At 70.8% G+C, this 14,971-nt stretch carries 15 protein-coding genes and 2 pseudogenes; 1 reads left to right on the forward strand and 16 read right to left on the reverse strand.

Going from position 1 to position 14,971, the window contains the following annotated elements; genetic code table 11:
• Positions 1-5: 5 nt before the first annotated feature.
• Positions 6-1,160: an AAA family ATPase gene (locus ID554_RS12725; RefSeq protein ID WP_117230643.1), complete on the reverse strand. Its 1,155-nt coding sequence runs from the start codon at positions 1,158-1,160 to the stop codon at positions 6-8.
• Positions 1,161-1,279: 119 nt separating this feature from the next.
• Between ID554_RS12725 and ID554_RS32405 the strand changes: the two genes are divergently transcribed.
• Positions 1,280-1,414 carry a hypothetical protein gene (locus ID554_RS32405; RefSeq protein ID WP_263407335.1) on the forward strand — a complete coding sequence of 45 codons (135 nt, stop codon included), beginning with the start codon at positions 1,280-1,282 and terminating at the stop codon, positions 1,412-1,414.
• A 148-nt stretch (positions 1,415-1,562) separates the two neighbouring features.
• Here ID554_RS32405 and ID554_RS12730 read toward each other — a convergent pair whose 3' ends face one another.
• The 15 genes and pseudogenes from ID554_RS12730 to ltrA form a co-directional block, all read right to left on the reverse strand.
• Positions 1,563-2,663 carry a DUF4314 domain-containing protein gene (locus tag ID554_RS12730; protein WP_117230644.1) on the reverse strand — a complete coding sequence of 367 codons (1,101 nt, stop codon included), beginning with the start codon at positions 2,661-2,663 and terminating at the stop codon, positions 1,563-1,565.
• 70 nt (positions 2,664-2,733) lie between these two features.
• The gene (locus ID554_RS12735; protein ID WP_117230645.1) at positions 2,734-3,390 is read right to left on the reverse strand and encodes a hypothetical protein; all 657 of its coding nucleotides are present in this window, start codon (positions 3,388-3,390) and stop codon (positions 2,734-2,736) included.
• A gap of 304 nt (positions 3,391-3,694) precedes the next feature.
• The gene (locus ID554_RS12740; protein WP_117230646.1) at positions 3,695-4,333 is read right to left on the reverse strand and encodes a hypothetical protein; all 639 of its coding nucleotides are present in this window, start codon (positions 4,331-4,333) and stop codon (positions 3,695-3,697) included.
• Between the two features lie 143 nt (positions 4,334-4,476).
• Positions 4,477-5,517 carry a hypothetical protein gene (locus ID554_RS12745; RefSeq protein WP_117230647.1) on the reverse strand — a complete coding sequence of 347 codons (1,041 nt, stop codon included), beginning with the start codon at positions 5,515-5,517 and terminating at the stop codon, positions 4,477-4,479.
• A gap of 43 nt (positions 5,518-5,560) precedes the next feature.
• On the reverse strand, positions 5,561-5,917 hold the full coding sequence (locus ID554_RS12750; RefSeq protein WP_117230648.1) for a hypothetical protein: 357 nt from the start codon (positions 5,915-5,917) through the stop codon (positions 5,561-5,563).
• Between the two features lie 228 nt (positions 5,918-6,145).
• Positions 6,146-6,724 carry a hypothetical protein gene (locus tag ID554_RS12755; RefSeq protein ID WP_117230649.1) on the reverse strand — a complete coding sequence of 193 codons (579 nt, stop codon included), beginning with the start codon at positions 6,722-6,724 and terminating at the stop codon, positions 6,146-6,148.
• A 95-nt stretch (positions 6,725-6,819) separates the two neighbouring features.
• Positions 6,820-7,455: a GGDEF domain-containing protein gene (locus ID554_RS12760; protein ID WP_117230650.1), complete on the reverse strand. Its 636-nt coding sequence runs from the start codon at positions 7,453-7,455 to the stop codon at positions 6,820-6,822.
• A 95-nt stretch (positions 7,456-7,550) separates the two neighbouring features.
• Complete coding sequence (locus tag ID554_RS12765) at positions 7,551-8,378, reverse strand: MarR family transcriptional regulator (protein WP_117230655.1); 828 nt, start codon at positions 8,376-8,378, stop codon at positions 7,551-7,553.
• A gap of 152 nt (positions 8,379-8,530) precedes the next feature.
• Positions 8,531-9,427: a ubiquitin family protein gene (locus ID554_RS12770; RefSeq protein ID WP_117230651.1), complete on the reverse strand. Its 897-nt coding sequence runs from the start codon at positions 9,425-9,427 to the stop codon at positions 8,531-8,533.
• 367 nt (positions 9,428-9,794) lie between these two features.
• Complete coding sequence (locus ID554_RS12775) at positions 9,795-10,211, reverse strand: hypothetical protein (RefSeq protein WP_117230652.1); 417 nt, start codon at positions 10,209-10,211, stop codon at positions 9,795-9,797.
• A gap of 188 nt (positions 10,212-10,399) precedes the next feature.
• Positions 10,400-11,197 (reverse strand): hypothetical protein, encoded by a 798-nt coding sequence (locus tag ID554_RS12780; RefSeq protein WP_117230653.1) that lies wholly within the window; start codon positions 11,195-11,197, stop codon positions 10,400-10,402.
• A 491-nt stretch (positions 11,198-11,688) separates the two neighbouring features.
• Entirely contained in the window at positions 11,689-11,967 is a 279-nt protein-coding gene (locus tag ID554_RS33050; protein ID WP_233527475.1) for a hypothetical protein, read from the reverse strand.
• Between the two features lie 6 nt (positions 11,968-11,973).
• Positions 11,974-12,563 (reverse strand): annotated as a pseudogene (locus tag ID554_RS32755) (replication-relaxation family protein); the annotation flags it as partial.
• 206 nt (positions 12,564-12,769) lie between these two features.
• Positions 12,770-13,603: pseudogene (locus ID554_RS12790) on the reverse strand (TraM recognition domain-containing protein); the annotation flags it as partial.
• An 84-nt stretch (positions 13,604-13,687) separates the two neighbouring features.
• Entirely contained in the window at positions 13,688-14,938 is a 1,251-nt protein-coding gene (gene ltrA / locus ID554_RS12795) for a group II intron reverse transcriptase/maturase (RefSeq protein ID WP_223884098.1), read from the reverse strand.
• Between the last annotated feature and the right edge of the window lie 33 nt (positions 14,939-14,971).

The raw sequence follows: 14,971 nt of genomic DNA on the forward strand, positions 1-14,971 counted from the left end.
TGGGGTTAGCGCTGTTTGCCGAGGGTCAGTGGGGTGATGTCGCCGTTGAATCGCTGACGCAGGGCGGCGAGGACGTGGTCGCGGTCCTCGGCGGGGGCGCGGCCGGCGAGGTTCGCCACCGCGGCGGCGGGACCGAGGGTCTTGCTGACGCGGGTGAAGCCGAGCAGTTCGCGTAGCTGCGGTGCCCAGCTGATCCGGCCGGCGGCGAGGTCGCCGTTGAGGGCGACGGCGGTTTCGACGGCGGGTCGGGACACGCCGAGGTGACGGGCGAGGTCCCAGTCGGTGGTGACCTCGATGTGGACGTCGAAGCGGGAGGCGAGGGCTTCGGTGAGGATCGCGCCGTGCACGCCGGGGTTGTGTCCGGCGATGACGTAGAACCCGTCGACGGCCTCGCGTTCGTTGCGGTAGCCGGGAATGGTGATGACCCGTCGGCCGTCCATCGCCGGGTAGAGCACGGCGAGGACCTTGGGTGGGATGAGGGTGGCGTCGTCGACCAGCAGCGCCCTGCCCTGCCGCATCGCGGTGACCAGCGGTCCGTGGACGAATTCGAACCCGCCGTCGGGCAGCGGGATGAAGTTGCCGAGGAAGTCCTCCACGACGGTGTCGCCGGTGCCGGCGACGGTGAGCAGGTCGGTGTAGGCGGCCTCGATCAGGGCGGTCTTGCCGGTGCCGGGCGGGCCGTAGAGCAGCACCGGGATGCGTTTGTCCCGCAGCCGACGTAGCACGTCCACGTCGGTGGCGCCGGCCAGCTTGCGGGGGAAGTACAGCTCGCCGTTGGGGCGGGTGACCGGCTGCCGTCGGCCCGTCCCGCGTGGTCCGTGCCGGGCTGCGCGTGGGGCCGGTGGTGGCATCGTCCCGGCGGCGTCGATACCGGCCTGGGTGATCTGGAAGCGGTGCGGACCGGTCAGGTGCGTGGCGTGTCCGGCGGCGGCCATCTTCTTCAGTGCCTCGAACACCGCGCCGGAGGACGGTGCGCCGATCGCCCGGGTGATCTCGCCGACCTTGAGGATGTCGTCGGGGTGACCGGCGAGGTGCAGGGCGACCGCGCGGTAGAGGTAGCCGGACCGGCCGGAGGCGGCATCGGGGGTCGGCGTGGCGCCGGTGCTCGCCGGGACGTCGGGTGAAGCGGCGGGCGGTGTCGGCGGGTGTGGTGTGGTCATGTGGTTGCCTCGATTCGCAGGTCGGGCCCGCGCACCCGTCTCCGGGTGCGCGGGCGGTGGGTGCCGCACAGCGGAGACGGGTGGGGCCAACCCCTGGCGGCCTTGTTCGGGCCGGGCAGATGGGCGACCAAACCCCGGTGGTGCTGGTGGTGTTCAAGGGTTACGGCGACGCGCAGGTTCGCCGCTGGTGCGTGCTGGTCGGGGGCGGCGTCGCGCGGGCGGTGTCAGCGCCGACGATGCAACACCTTGAATAGATTGATCAAGTCGGATGGGCGTCGGGTGTGGAACGGGGAATCGTGGTCACCGTGACGGCCGTGCGGGGCTGCCGTTTCCGGCGATGTGCTCCTGTCGCTGCCCGTCGGCGCGCCGCGTTGGCAGCCCTGTGGGTCGCGCTGTCCTGCGTCAGCCATCCGAGCGAGGGTTCGGGTGGTCCGGGAGGTCGCCGACGATCCGGTCGCAGTCGTACGGGTCGACGGCCTCCCAGCACCAGCTGTAACCCATCACCACGTAGCGGCCGTCGGCGTCGGGGGTGATGCGGTCGATGGCGTCCGGGTCGTCGAACATGGCGCGTTGGTCGGCGACGATGACGTCGCCGTCGAAGGACAGGTCGGCCAGCGTGGTGTCGACTCGCCCGTCCAGTTCGTCGGCCGGTACGCCCTCGTCGCGCAGGTGCCGGCGGTGCTGGTCGCGGTGGCGTTGTTGGTCGTCGACGATCGCCTCGGCCGCCGTGCGGGTGCAGGAGAACACCGCCCACCCGTTCCAGTGGTCGATGAGGGTGCCGACGAACCCGACGGCGACGCGGTCGCCGCCGTCAGGGCCTTCGGTGTGCGCCCAGTCGCCGGAGAACACGCCGACGTCACCGAGGCGGATCTGGTCGGGGTGGAGGTGGGACACGTCGCGGCCGGTGGGGCTGGCCGCGAGGCGACACAGGTCGGCGGCCCGGTCGGCGGCGGCGGTGTCGAAGGCGTCGCGATAGACGGTCATCGCCTCGTCGCGCTGTGGGATGCGCAGCCCGAACCAGCCGGAGACGTCGCCGGTGGCGTCGGCGAACAGCTCCCATCCGCTGGTGTCGACCGAATCGTCGATCGTGAAGTGGGGTAGGGCGTCGAGGACTGCCGGGTCGCCGTCGGCGATGCCGGCCAGGATTCGGCGCGCGGCAGGGCGCCTGTCGCCGCCGGCGCGGGCGCCGATGGTGTGCTGAGCCCATCGTTCGGCGGCGGTCTGTCCGGCCTCGGTGCCGGCGGCGCGCATCCGCTGGAGCGTGGCGGCCCATGCGGTGGCGTCACCGACGGGGTCGCCGGGAGGTGGTGGGTTCGTGGTCGGTGTGAGGCGGTCGCCGTCGTCGAGGCACATCGACAGCGTGGAGCCGCTGTCCCAGGTGACCTCGACGATGTGGTGCCGCTGGTCGTGGCGGCGGACGGTGCCGGTGTCGCCGGGCCGCAGCAGGGTGTGCGGGTCGCTGGTGTGGACCAGGGCGACGCGCTGGCCGGGCTGGTAAATCACGGTGCTCTCCGATCGCAGCGATGGACAGGCTGCCGCCGCTGAGGCGAGACGGCGCTTGAGGTGTGGAAGGTCATCGGGTGTTGTCCGGTGTGGGGTGGTGCGGCGGCCAGGGCTTGCGGGTGACGTGGTCGCCGAACATCGGGTCGGTGGCGACCGAGGAGCCGCAGCGGGTGCAGCAGGTGACGGTGTCGTGGCCGTAGCCGGCCATGGACGGCACCGTGATGTGGTCGATCTCGTCGACCGCGCCGCAGGCGGTGCACACCGTCATCTCCGCGCCGCCGTCGTCGAGGGCGGGTGCGGTGACGAACAGGTCCTCGGCCGGGTCGAGATGGTGGGCGCTGTGCCGCAGCCACCGGCTGTGGATCGTCGCCTCGTACACCACGAGTCGCCGCTGGTCGAGGTGCAGCAGGTACAGCCATTCGAGGGCCCCGGCGACGGGTTCGCGCAGGGAGCCCTTGCGGGGGTCGGCGTCGGTGTCGGCCGGGTAGCCCAGTCCCGGCACGGGCGGCTGCCGGTACCACCGGCGGGGCTTGGGTGTGGCGGTGAGGGTCCACCAGTGGTGGGCCAGCAGCGCGGTGGCCATGGCGTCGGTGTCGCGGCCGAACGTGTCGGTCCAGATCCGGCGCAGCAGCGGTATCAACTTCTCGGGTTCCTCGCCGAACTGCAGGTAGCGGGCGGTGTAGGCGCCGCGGAACGCGGCGACGCCGATCAGGGTGGGTGTGCTCACGTGCTGTTTCCTCTCAGGGACTTGTTGGTGGATGGGGTTGCGGAGGTCGTCCCGGGCGAGGGCCTGCCGTCAGGTGGTGTGCTCCGCGGAGCCGCATCGGGCCTCTGTGGTCGGGTGGGCGGCGGCCCGTGGGGACTGCGGTGACCGGTGCCGTGACGGAGAAGGGCCCCTACGTGGCCGTCGACGCGACGCGGACCGTGTCCTGCCGCGGTGGTGCCGGGCTGGTGCGCCCAGGTCTGGTGGTCCGCGCGGGAGGGTGTCGCAGGGTGGTGGCCTGTCAGGCGTGTGCAGGTGTCGACCTGGGTCATCTGATGAGGGGCGCGACGCGGTGCCACGTGTCGTGACGCCATATCTGCCAGCCTCTGCAGCACGGGCTGGTGGTGGCCGTCGCCAGGTAGATCGCGAGGCCGGCCCGCCCGGTGGGCTGGTCGAGTCGGTCGAGGTCGTCGGTCTCGACGGTGACGATGTCACCGCAGTAGTCGCCGTCGATGTCGACTGTCCTGGCCATGGTGGAGTTCGGTGTGAGGGTCGCGAGGCGGGTGTCGAGGTCGTATTCCGCGACCAGGCGGTCCAGGACCGTCTCCTCGTCGGTCGGTTGGCGCCGGTATCGGCAGTCGCGGACGAACTCGTGCATGTCGCGTTCGGTGAACCGGGCCGGGTCGTGGCATCGCAGCCGGGTCGCCGCGCCGTCGCCCTCGTTGCGGATCTCCCCTACCGGGGTGCCGTCGAGGCAGAGCGTGGCGGTGAACGCGACGTAGTGGTCACCGTCCCGCTCGTCGAGGCTGGTGACGGCGAGTCGGTCGTGGGGCAGGTGCAGCGGGCTGTGCCGCAGCGGATGGCCCGAGGGCGTCTGCCTGGTGGGTGGCGTGTCGGCGGGGTGGTCGTTCGAGGCGGTCGTGTCGAGGTGTTCCGCACGGTGCGGGTCGGGATCCTGTTGGGGCATGGCCTTCCTCCGAGGGTCTGCGCGTGGTCGGGGCGGGGTGGTGACGGCGGGCGGTGAGGCGCTGGGCGCGGGTGGGGTGTGGGCGTGGATGACCGCGCGGCCGATGGGTAGGCCGCGCGGTCATCGGTGTCGGTGGACGGGTGTCAGCGGGCGAGGACGGCGACCTTCTCGCCGTGTAGCAGTGGGGCGTCTTCCGGGCCTTTGAGGTGGGCGTGGATCCAGATCCGGTAGGCCTGTCCGTGTCTGTCGAGCAGGCGACGCCAGTGGCCTCGGACGACGAACCGGACCCGGTAGTGCCATCTGGCGGGTCCGGTGGCGGGTTCGGTGAGGGCGGAGGTGCGGCGCAGCATCACCACGCGGGTGTCGTGGGTGATCGAGGCGCGTGCGGCGCGGCGGCGGGTGGGGCGGTCCAGGGGTGCCGGGGTGGCGACGGCGATGGGTTGGGCTTGGATGCGCCAGAACGCGTAGGCGATCGCCGCGAACACGCGGGTGCGGGCGGTGGCGTCGGTGATCAGGTAGCGGCCGTCGGGTGCGGTCTCCCAGTCGCGGTCGGGTTCGTCGATGTCCGGTTGAATAGTGGTGGGCACGGGCGTGGCGATGGGGAGCAGGTTCACGTCGGTGAGGACGTAGGGGCCGAGTCGGGACAGCAGGGTCGGGTCCTGCCGCGCGTAGTCCTGGATGCGGGCGGCGTGGGGGTCGTCGGGGTCGTCGCGGTCGGCCCAGCCGCAGATCAGCCATGACCTGCCGGTGGGTGAGGAGATGGTGTTCCAGGTGATCGCGGCGATTCCGCTGACCTGGCCGGACAGGGCGCGGTGATAGATCGGTTCGGGCAGGAAGAGAACGCCGCGGTCGGTGGGGGCGGCGTCGGCGGTGAGCAGGTCACCGGTGAGGTCGAGTGCAGCAGCGGCGGCGGCGACGATCGCGGTCATGGCGGGGGCGAGGACGTAGGCCTCGCCGTGAGCCCACGCGTTGCTGGCGGTGCGGTCGAGGACGTCGACGAGTCTGTGGTGCGGATCGGTGTCGTCGGTGCCGTCGACGGGCGGGATGCCCGTCCAGTGGGTCTCGACGAACGCGCGGTGATACTCGCGTCCGGCGATGCTCGCGCAGTACTCGTGCATGCGGGTCTTGATCGTGACGGCGGCTCGCGCGTAGCCGGCGAGCGTGTTCTCGGTGCGGAAGGTCATGGGTCCTCCTGAACGGGGGCCGGTGAAGCGGTCGGATGGGGGTCTAGGCGGCGTGGGCGGCGGTGTTGGCCGCGCCGGGGATCCGGTCTGGGAGTCGCTGCGGGATCCGCGATCGCAGGTGCGTGGCGGTGGCGGTGAACCAGCCGATGAACCGCTCGGGGACGCGGGTGACGCGATGCGGTGGGGGTGCGGGCGTGGTGCGGGCGGCCCGCATCGCCCGGTGGGCGCGTCGGGCCGGGACGCAGGGTCCGGCGTGGTCGGCGCATTGCAGGTTGACGCAGCGGTCGTCGGGTCCGGTCGGGTGGGCGGTGAGGACGTCGAGGGCCAGTCGCCACAGCAGCGGGTCGGTGACATCGCGTGGGAGGAGGGCCTGTCGTGAGGGTCGGTTGCGGTCCGGCATGGCGGGATGGCCTTTCGTTCGGGTTTCGGGCAGGGGTCACCGTCCGGACCGGGGTGGGGTGTTGTGCCTGATGGCCGGCTCGACCGATGACCACGTTGATCGACGCTCATCTGTTGATGAAGGTCAAGTCGTCGGGGCGGGGGCGGTGAGGCAGCGCGGCCCGATCAGGCTTCGAGGCGGGGCCTCGGGGGGCTGCCGAGGGCTGTGGTTGTTCGTCGCGACTGGCGGTCAACCGGTTGTCGGCGCGCGCGGGTCAAGGCGGGTGGTGTCGACGAGGGTGGCCAGCGCGGCGTGGATCGCCTGGCTGGTGTCGTGTTCGTCGATGTCGACGGTCGGGTGGGGTTCAGTGCGCCATCGGGTGACTTGGTAGCGGCGGTGATCGCTGTCGACGGCGTCGATACGGCGGATCTCGTGGAGCCTGTGGGGTTCGATGAGCACGTCCTCGTAGTCGAGTGCCCAGGCCAGCAGGCGCACGCCGGGGGTGGGGTCGGTGAGCAGGGTGGTGATCAGGTGCAGGTCGACGCAGGCGGCCAGGGTGGGCCGGGCGGGTGGGCGGCCGGCGGGCAGCGCGTCGGTGAGGTCGGTGAGGAAGTCGGCGAGGCCGGCGCGGTATCGGCCGAGGCGGGCCGGGTTGAGCGGGAGGTGGACGGTCCGCATCTGGCGTCTGCCGCACCGGGGTTCCGCCGGGGCGGGGCGATCGTGGACGAGGAGCAGGCGAGATGGGCGTCCCCAGCCGAGGCGATCGACGCGGGCGTCGACCGCCAGGAGGCTTTCGGTGAGCGTGTGGACGGCGTTGAAGGACAGCACTGCGGTCTCCTGTCGGGGTGGACACAGCGGAGGGACCCCGCAGCCGGGGTGGCTGCGGGGTCGTCCGGCGGGGGGGACTTCGGGCGAGGGTGGGGTCAGTGGCGCTGGCGGTCGCGGCTGCGGACCGTCGGCGTGCGGTGGGGCAGGTACTCGCGCACCCGGGTACCGCCGGCCTTGGCCTCGTACATGGCGCTGTCGGCCTCGGTCAGCAGTCGCCGGATGCTGGTGTCGGGGTAGCGGTTGTGGGTGTGGCCGACTGAGGCGGTCACGGGCAGGGTGGCGTTGACGACACGGATCGGCGCGGCGGCGATCACCTGCCACGCGGCGTGGGCGGCGGCTTCGGTGTCGTCGCGGTCGCCGTGCACGAGTAGGGCGAACTCGTCGCCGGAGAGCCGCGCCACGGCACGCACCGGTGCGGTGAGGCCGGCGAGGCGGCGGCCGATCTGGTGCAGGAGGTCGTTGCCGACTTCGTGTCCGAGGGTGTCGTTGACGGTCTTGAACCGGTTGAGGTCCAGCAGCACCACGCCGACCGCGGTGTCGTCGTCGAGGGCGGCGCGGAGCCGGTCGAGGAACATCCTGCGGTTGGGTAGTCCGGTGACCTCGTCGTGGGTGGCGTCGTAGCGGGCTGCCCGCAACGCCTGCCGTTGGCGCCACAGCGCGGTTGCGGCGAGGGCGAGGCCGGCGAGGATCCCGCCGACGCCGGCGAGCATCTGTTGCACGGTTTGCGACACTGATGTGGCTCCTTTGCATGAAGGAGCACCGGGGGTGGGCGGACAGCGGTCAAACTTGACGCCCGCCCCCGGGCTGCTCACGGATTGGGTGCCGGCTACTGCTCGGCGGGGGCGAGTTGAAAGGTGGCGGGCCGCTCGACGGTCCGCACGGCCTTGCCCTGGTTGACCAACTTGTCGGCGGCGTTGACGACCGCACCTGCCGATGCCTTCTTGGCGTCGGTGCCGGCGTTCGCGGCGTCGATGAGCTTGCACAACTCGCTGACCTTGTATGCCCGGTCGGGGTGGGCTTCGAGGACGTCGAGCACCGCCCCGGCCAGAGACCCCTTGCTGCGTCGACTCTTCGCATCCGTGACCGGCTCATCGGCGGCAGGTGCATCCCGCTCGGGCTCGTCCGCAGTGGGTCCTTCCCGCTCGGGTTCGTCGGCGGTGGGCGCGTCACGTTCGGGCTGGGCGGCGGGCGGCGGGTCCGTCTGGTCGTCGGCGGCGGCCATAGCGTGCCCGTGGACGTCGGCGGTGTCGGAGGAGTCTTCCTCGGCCGCCGACGTGGAGGCGTCCGCCGCGCCACCGGCTGTCGGCGTCTGCGAGGCGACGGTGGGTGGCCCGTCGGCGTTCTCCTCCTGCGGGGGATTCGTCGGCTGTTCAGAGGTCGGGGCGGAGGTGGCGGGCTGGGGTGGCGGGTTCTGGTGCGCGCCGACGGTGGCGACGCCGTCGGCGGTGAGGCGCCATACCGCTACCTTGCTGTCGGTGTGGACGCGCTCGGCCTTTCCGGTCGACTCCCACGCCCGCAGCTTCGCGGTGGCGGTGGAGTAGCCGAGGCCGGCGGTGTCGGCCACGGCGGCGGCGGTGGCCTCACCGAGGTCGGCGAGGGCGGCGAGGACCTTGAACATCGCGTGAGCCGGTACCGGCTCCGTCGTATCGGTCATGAGGTGGGTCCCTTCTGCGGTCGAGGTGGCACTGATCCACGCTTCGTTCGGGGCGTCGATCAAGTGCGATGCCCGGATGTCGGGATGGCACCCGGGGGGCGGTCCGGTGCAGGCCGTCAGGCCAGGTGTGGGCCTGCGGTGTCGCGTCACCGCTAAGGTCGGCGGCGGGTGGTGGTGCGCTCGCGGAGGCGGCCGGACAGCGCGGTGGTCTCCAGGCGAAGCCGGTCGCGCACGGGCATCCGGGTGGCCCGGCCTGGGGTGGCGGGCGCGGGGAGCCAGAGCCACCGGTAGGCGCCGATGCTGTAGTAGCCGTCGCGGTCGGGGTGGCAGCGGTCGTCGACGGTCAGGTCGACGGTGTCGCCGAGGTCGGTCTCTTCCAGCAGCACCAGGGTGGTGCCGTCGAAGCGCGGCAGCGGGTACTCCCCCGGCATCGTGGCGGCACGCCACGGCCCGGACAGGTGATCGACGATGCGTCGTGCGGTGCGCGGGTCGAAGCGGCAGATGAGGTGGTTGTCGTCGCCGGTGTCGTAGCCGTCGGCGACCAGCGCGGGATAGTCGAGATGGTCGACCTGCGGTGAGGTGACCATGCCCGGTCGCCAGCGCGTTCCCGGCGGGGTGATCTCGCCACGGTGGTCGGCGAACTCCACCTGCGCGAGACCGATCGTGGCGTTCGGTGGCACGTCGGTGTCGATCGCCATCCAGGAGTGTCCGAGGTCGGCTGCGGCGCGCAGCACGTCGATCAGTCGGCGCCCCTGCGGGTCGGGGTGTCGCAGGGGCAGGAAGAAGTGCTCGTCCGGTGCGGTGGGTTCGTCGACGCGTCGCCACGACGCGCCGTCGGCGACCTGCTCGACGCCGTAGGAGGTGAACCAGACGGGAACGCCGTTGGATCGCAGGTCGCCGCTGCTGCCTCGACGGCGCAGCGCCAGTGCGGGGGTGTTGTGTTCACCGGCCATGAGCTGAGCGCGCGTGAGGCGGCGGGTCGGGCAGGCGAGGGCGTGCTCCGCCAAGGGCAGCACGTCCTCGACGCGGAACCACAGTCGTGGGGACATGGTGGATAGACCTCCTCGAGTGGAAGGGGGAAATGGTGGGAAGAGGAACAGAGCGGCCTGTCTCAGGCCGTGGTGCAGTGGGGCACCCCTGGCCCGGGGCGCTCGGCCGTGAACGACTCTGTGGCCGGGCAGGCGGATGCGACCGCGCCAGGGCGGTCGGGCGTGGTGGGGGTGGGGAAGGTCTCCCGGTCAAGTGGCGGGCCCGGCATCTGCGGGTCACGGTGCGAGCCCCAGCGCGGCTGTGGGCGGGAGCGGGCTGTGGTCGAGGCGGGACACGCGCTTCGTGGCGTCGGACGAGAGCACCGGACGGCGCCCCTGGGGTCTGTGGGGTTTCGAGGTCAGGGGTGCCGTCCGGGCGGCGGGTGGTTCAGCGCGGGGCCCGGCGTGCGCGCAGGCGGCCGACGCCGACGGTGAGCGTGTTCGGGTCGACCATGATCAGGTTCGCGCCGTCGGTGACGCCTCGCGTGATGAGGTCCATCAGCTGCGGTCCGTCGCTGTCGAGCAGCGGCAAGTCCTGCGGATCAGTGATCTCCGGCAGTCGGACCGCGGGAACGGTCAGGTGGTGCAGCGCCCTGGCCAAGGCGGGTGCCGGATGATGCGCGCGGTCGAGGCCGTTACCGGCGAGCCAGACGAATCCGCCGTGGCGGAACAGTTGCAGCGCCGGCTCGGCGTCACGGCGACCACTCGCGCCCGTGCCCCGGGTGGGCTGGTTGCGGTCGGCGAGAACGGCATGCTGGGCGTGGGCGGCGACGGCGGGCAGGTCGAAGTACAGGAAGCGGGACATGATGCTCCTTCCAGCGGGGTGCGGGGAATGGGGCGGATTCCGGACGAGGCGGCACCCGTGCCTTTCGTTTGCGAGGCGCAGGTGTGTCGGCCTCTCCGGATGCGGTCGTGGCACAGGCTTGGCTCGAGCGGGTGGCTCGCCGGCGCTCCGGTAGGCGGGGGTTGGGTGAGCCACCGCGTCGAGTGCGGTTACGGCGTTCGCAGGTCGATGGCGAACAGCTGCTGCGTGCCGTGCAGGGACTGCAGGTGGTGGTGGGCCTGCTGCAGGTAGGTGATCCGGTCGGCGAAGAACGCGCTGGCCGGGTGCAGCCGGTGGCCGTCCTCGGTGAGCAGGGCGTCGGTGCATGACGCCCACAGGGCGTGGTAGTTGGCGTAGGCGCTGGCGCCGGCCTGGAAGATCTCCAGGTCCGCCACCTCCAGGCCCGGGCCGTACGCGGTGGCGTTGTGCATGCGCATGGCCTGCACCCGCGGCTGCCGGTGGAACTCGGCGGTCGCGAGGTGCATCGGGTAGTCCGACGGGTCGGTCAGGTGCCGTTGGAGGAACACCGCCCACGGGGTGGCCGGCCGGGTGCCGGCGACGACGTGGGACCACTGTTGGTGGCGTAGGACCGCGCCCATGTGCGCGGCGTGTCCCATGCCGGTGAGGTCGAGCAGACGCACCGGGCCGCCAGCGCAGCACTGCGGGCCCGTCGTGGCCTTCTGCCAGTCGATGAGGTGGCGGCGCTGCCAGGGCCGCAGAGTCGGGGTGGCCCAGAACCTGCGGCAGCTGGTGCCGCCCACGCCGAGGTGACGGTCCAGGTTGCGGGTGCTGGCGTGCAGGACCGCGGTGAGGTCGTCGGAGACGCAGACGATCATCTGGCGGATGACCGCCTGCGGCACGACCACGGGACGCGGGTTCGTCTTCTTCGGTCGCTCGGCGGGCGGTGGCGTGAGGCGCTGCACGCGGCTGCCGTGACGGGTCAGCGCGGTGCCGTTGGCGTGGGACATGAAACCTCCAGGTAGGGGTTGTGGGCATGACGGCGGCCCGGCCCACCGGGGGTGCGTGGGTCGGGTGATCGACAGGACCGAGTTGCGCGCAGGGCGCGGGGGTGACCGCGTCCACCGGGTACGTGGGGCGGGTCGGTGATGCCGGCGCGTACTGCGCGCCGTGGAGCGGGTGGTTGGTGCGACCTCGGGGTCGCCGCGCGGTGTGCTGCCGACCGGCGTGAGCGGGTGGGCGGGACGCACCGGAGGGTGCGGCGGGGATCCCTGAGGTGGGACCGAACCGGGGTGGAGAAATATGGAGGTGTGGTTGGTGCCGTGAACGGTAGCGGCCGGTTCTGTCAGGCCGGTCCGGCGAGTTGATCGCCGACTAGTGGGGCTGACCTGCGCTGTGAGAGCAAACGGCGCTTGTCTCGCGGATGTCGGCAGGGTCGCTGTGAGACTCCGCGACTCTCACAAATGATCTCGTTCTGGGTAGACGTGGGCAGTAGGCCGTTCTACAGGTCGTCGAAGCGCTGTGGGTTGGTGACCGTGTCGGGTCCGTGGTCCGACGGCAGTTCGTGCAGGTGCCGCCGGTGGGTGGGGTTCGAGACGAGGGTCCAGACTCTGCCGGCGGGGTCGGGGCAGTGCACGGCGGTGGCGATCGGGCTGGCGCTGCGCAGTCCGGCGAGGACATTGAGCAGGCTGGCCTCGCGGCGGCGGCTGGGCACCCAGAACAGCACGGGGTAGCGGGGACCGAAGGTGGTGAGGCGTTCGTAGCCGCGGAGCTTGGCCACGACCCGGGCCAGGTTCTCGGTGTCGTTGTCGTGCTCCAGGAAGAAGCCCGTCGAGGTGCCCGTCGTCGTCCAGATGCCGTGCCCGTCGGGGCGGATGCCGGCCTGGGCGTAGACGGTGGTGGCGTGCTGCTCGGACCACCACCGTGACAGGTCGGCGTCGGCGCGGCGGCGGGCGGTGGCGATCAGGTCGGTGAAGAACTGGTTGACGCCGAGCAGGTGGTTGACCTGGCCGCTGGCGGCGATCCGCTTGCTGCGTTCCAGGGAGCTGCGGGGCGGTTTGCCGCCGATGCCGGCGGGGTCGTGGTAGGCGCTCGGGTGTAGTTGCAGGCCGACGGGCCGAGGGTGTAGAGCAGCGATCCGTAGCGGCCGTGGGCGCCGCTGCGGCCGAAGCGGTGCAGCACGTCGAGGCGGTGCAGGATCGTGAGCCGCCGCTGGGCGGTGCGACGGCCGTCGAAGAGGGCGTGGGTGATCTGGTCGGTGGACAGCAGGTAGTGCTCGGCCAGCAGGGCGAGCAGGGCATGGTCGCGGGGGACGATACGACCGAAGACGGCGAGGGGATCAGGTTTGCTGGAGGCGGACGGAACACGGGAGTACACGGTTTGCTCCTAGGCAGGAAGGGTTCCCCTCCCGATCGGGAGGGTGTCTGGCAGAGAGGAGGGCGGTGCGGAGGGTCTGTCAGGGGGCGTGTGCGGCACTGACAGCCCAGGTCAGCACTGTTCGGCTGGCATCCGGCGGTCACCGGTGACGATCCCCGTGACGAGCCGGTGCGCGACCCGGGCGACGCCACCGGCTGACCGATGAGTCAGGCGCGGTCACTCTTCGGCCGGGGCCGCCGATCGTCGGGCTTACGGCTGAGCCGCTCGACGAGGTCGTCGACAGCGCTGGTGTCCTGACTAGGTACCGCCGCCGCTGCTGCCTGCCGGATGGCGGTCGCCTCACCGACGACCGGCCTCGGCGGTCGGGTCCGCATCGTGAACGCCGGCGTCTGCCGGCCATCGACGACCAGACGCGCCGCCGCGGTGTACGCGTCCAGGTGGGCGAGGTCGTGCTCACCCAGCTCGGGCACGGTGTGCCGGGACAGCACCTTCGCGTCCTCCGGCGCCACCGTGAAGTAGACCTTGTTACGGGCGTTCGCCGACGCGGCGGCGAGCAGGTCGCGTGGAAACTGCGCCAGGTCCTGGTGGGCGAGCACCAGCGAGAGCCGGTACTTGCGTGCCTCGGCGAGCATCGTGTCCAGGCTGTTGGCGAGGGTGAGGAAGTTCTGCGCCTCATCAATGATCAATGTGGCATCATGTCGCCGGTCGGGGGCGGTGGCGGCGCGGGCGGTGGCGGCCTGCCACACCTGTGCGAGGACGAGGGAGCCGAGCAGCCGGCTGGTGTCCTCGCCGAGGATGCCCTTGGGGATACGGACGAGCAGCACGCCGCCGTCCAACACGCGGCCCATGTCGAAGCTGGACTTCGGGTACCGCATAGTCCGCTTCACGAAGTCTCGCAGCAGGAAGGACCGCAACCTGGCGAGGACCGGCCCGATGACCTGTGAGCGCAGGCTGTCGTTGAGGCTGTCGTACCACTGCCAGAAGCCGCTGAGCCCGGCCGGGTCGTCCAGGTCCACTGTCATCGCGCTTCTGAACTGCCGGGTAGACGGCGGGAGTTTCACCCGCCGTCCCCCACAGATCCGGACGTGAACCTCTCGACTCATCCGGCTCGTGCCGTTCGGTTGTCAGGTCGTGTACCGCATCGCCCAGTGCGCGAACAGGTCGGGCGACCGTTGCCGGACGTCTCGTAGCCATACTCGAGCTCTGTCGTCGCTGCGTTTGAGTCGCTTGTACTTCCACTTCGCCCAGCGCATCAGATGACGATCGATGCGCTTGCCGATCGGGTAGACCGCGCTCGGGTAAAACACGGTGAAGTAGTTCAACCAGCCCCGAAGGACAGGGTTGACCTCTACGGCGAGGTCTGCCAGGTTGCCGGTCGTGCGTCGATGTAGCCGCCAGGACGCGACCTTGCGGCTCATATCGGTCAGCTTCCCCGGGGCAACCGCGGGTAGGAACCCGGTCCGGGCCCTTCCGCGGATCTTGTCCCATGCCTTCCGGGGACGAAACGCGTACCCGCAGAACGTGAACGTCACCAGCTCGTAGTCGAGACGGCGCCGGTCGTCTTTGCAGTACACGATGCGCGTCTTGTCGGGGTGCAACTGCAACCCGATGTCCGCGAACCGACGATCGATCGCCTGACGCACCTGTTGCGCCTGACGTTCGGTCACGCAGTGGACCACCACATCGTCTGCGAACCGCTCGAACCCGACCCCGGGAAACTCACGGCCCATCCAGGTGTCGAAGCCGTAGTGCAGAAAAATGTTGGCGATCAACGGGGAGATCGGACCACCCTGCGGTGTCCCCTTGTTCCGATGGGTCAGGGTCCCGTCGGGCATCAGCATCGGCGCTCTCAACCAGCGCTCCACATACAGCATGACCCACGGGTGAGTCGTGTGACGCGCCACCGCCTTGAGCATCAAATCCCACCGCACGGAGTCGAAAAAGGCCTTGACGTCCAAATCGACGACCCAGTCCTTCTTGAAACACCGCTGCCGACACACCCGAATCGCATCAATCGGGGACCGTCCGGGACGATATCCGTAGGAGTCGTCGTGGAACACCTTCTCCACCTCCGGCTCCAACACCAGCACCGCCACCGTCTGCGCCACCCGGTCGACCACATTGGGAATGCCCAGAATCCTGACCCCACCCTTCTTCGGGATCTCCACCGCCCGGACCGGGCCGGGGAAATAGCTGCCCGACGACATACGGTTCCACAGTCGGTAGAGGTTGTCAGCCAACCTCGTTTCGAACTGTTCGATCGTCACTCCGTCGGCCCCGGCCGCTCCGCCATTACCTTTCACCTTCAACCACGCGGCCCAGATCAGCCGCTTTGGGATATCGTGCGACTTGCCTGTCAACCCTGGCTGACTCACGCGGTTCCTCCCTCACGGTTGACCGCACAAACC

Source organism: Micromonospora craniellae (assembly GCF_014764405.1).
Lineage (GTDB): Bacteria > Actinomycetota > Actinomycetes > Mycobacteriales > Micromonosporaceae > Micromonospora > Micromonospora craniellae.

Coding starts and splice junctions, on each gene's coding strand:
- ID554_RS32405 (WP_263407335.1), top strand. CDS start 1,280: ATGGGCGACCAAACCCCGGTGGTGCTGGTGGTGTTCAAGGGTTACGGC.
- ID554_RS12725 (WP_117230643.1), bottom strand. CDS start 1,160: ATGACCACACCACACCCGCCGACACCGCCCGCCGCTTCACCCGACGTC.
- ID554_RS12765 (WP_117230655.1), bottom strand. CDS start 8,378: ATGACCGATACGACGGAGCCGGTACCGGCTCACGCGATGTTCAAGGTC.
- ID554_RS12775 (WP_117230652.1), bottom strand. CDS start 10,211: ATGTCCCGCTTCCTGTACTTCGACCTGCCCGCCGTCGCCGCCCACGCC.
- ID554_RS12770 (WP_117230651.1), bottom strand. CDS start 9,427: ATGTCCCCACGACTGTGGTTCCGCGTCGAGGACGTGCTGCCCTTGGCG.
- ID554_RS12780 (WP_117230653.1), bottom strand. CDS start 11,197: ATGTCCCACGCCAACGGCACCGCGCTGACCCGTCACGGCAGCCGCGTG.
- ID554_RS12740 (WP_117230646.1), bottom strand. CDS start 4,333: ATGCCCCAACAGGATCCCGACCCGCACCGTGCGGAACACCTCGACACG.
- ID554_RS12745 (WP_117230647.1), bottom strand. CDS start 5,517: ATGACCTTCCGCACCGAGAACACGCTCGCCGGCTACGCGCGAGCCGCC.
- ID554_RS12750 (WP_117230648.1), bottom strand. CDS start 5,917: ATGCCGGACCGCAACCGACCCTCACGACAGGCCCTCCTCCCACGCGAT.